The 357-nt window shown below is 70.9% G+C and carries 1 protein-coding gene (only partly in view); it reads left to right on the top strand.

The genetic code is table 11. From position 1 onward, the window contains the following. Positions 1-250 carry the 3' portion of a condensation domain-containing protein gene (locus HL671_RS39270; protein ID WP_470287767.1) on the top strand. Its footprint begins 242 nt before the window's first position, so only the last 250 of its 492 coding nucleotides appear in the window; its start codon lies off the left edge, out of view; it ends in the stop codon at positions 248-250. Positions 251-357 lie beyond the last annotated feature (107 nt).

The following is a 357-nucleotide window of genomic DNA, read 5'->3' on the forward strand; positions in this document are numbered from 1 at the left end:
CGTGGCGAGGCGGAGCGGCTTGCGGCACCGCTGCCGTTCCGGAGTTTTGTGGCGCAGGCGCGGCTGGGCGTGGGCCGTGAGCAGCACGAGGCGTTCTTCCGCGGGATGCTGGGCAAGGTCGAGGAGCCGACGGCGCCGTTCGGACTGCTGGACGTGCAGGGCGACGGGGCGGGGGTTGAAGAGGCACATCTCGAGCTGGCGCCTGAGCTTGCGGAGCGGCTGCGGTCGCAGGCGCGGGCACTGGGTGTGAGTGCGGCGAGCCTGTTCCATATGGCGTTTGCGCAACTGCTTGCGCGGAGCTGTGGACGCAGCGATGTGGTGTTCGGCACGGTGCTGTTCGGGCGGCTGCAGGGCGGC

The organism is Bradyrhizobium denitrificans (assembly GCF_013179005.1).
In the GTDB taxonomy this organism is placed as follows: domain Bacteria; phylum Pseudomonadota; class Alphaproteobacteria; order Rhizobiales; family Xanthobacteraceae; genus Bradyrhizobium; species Bradyrhizobium denitrificans.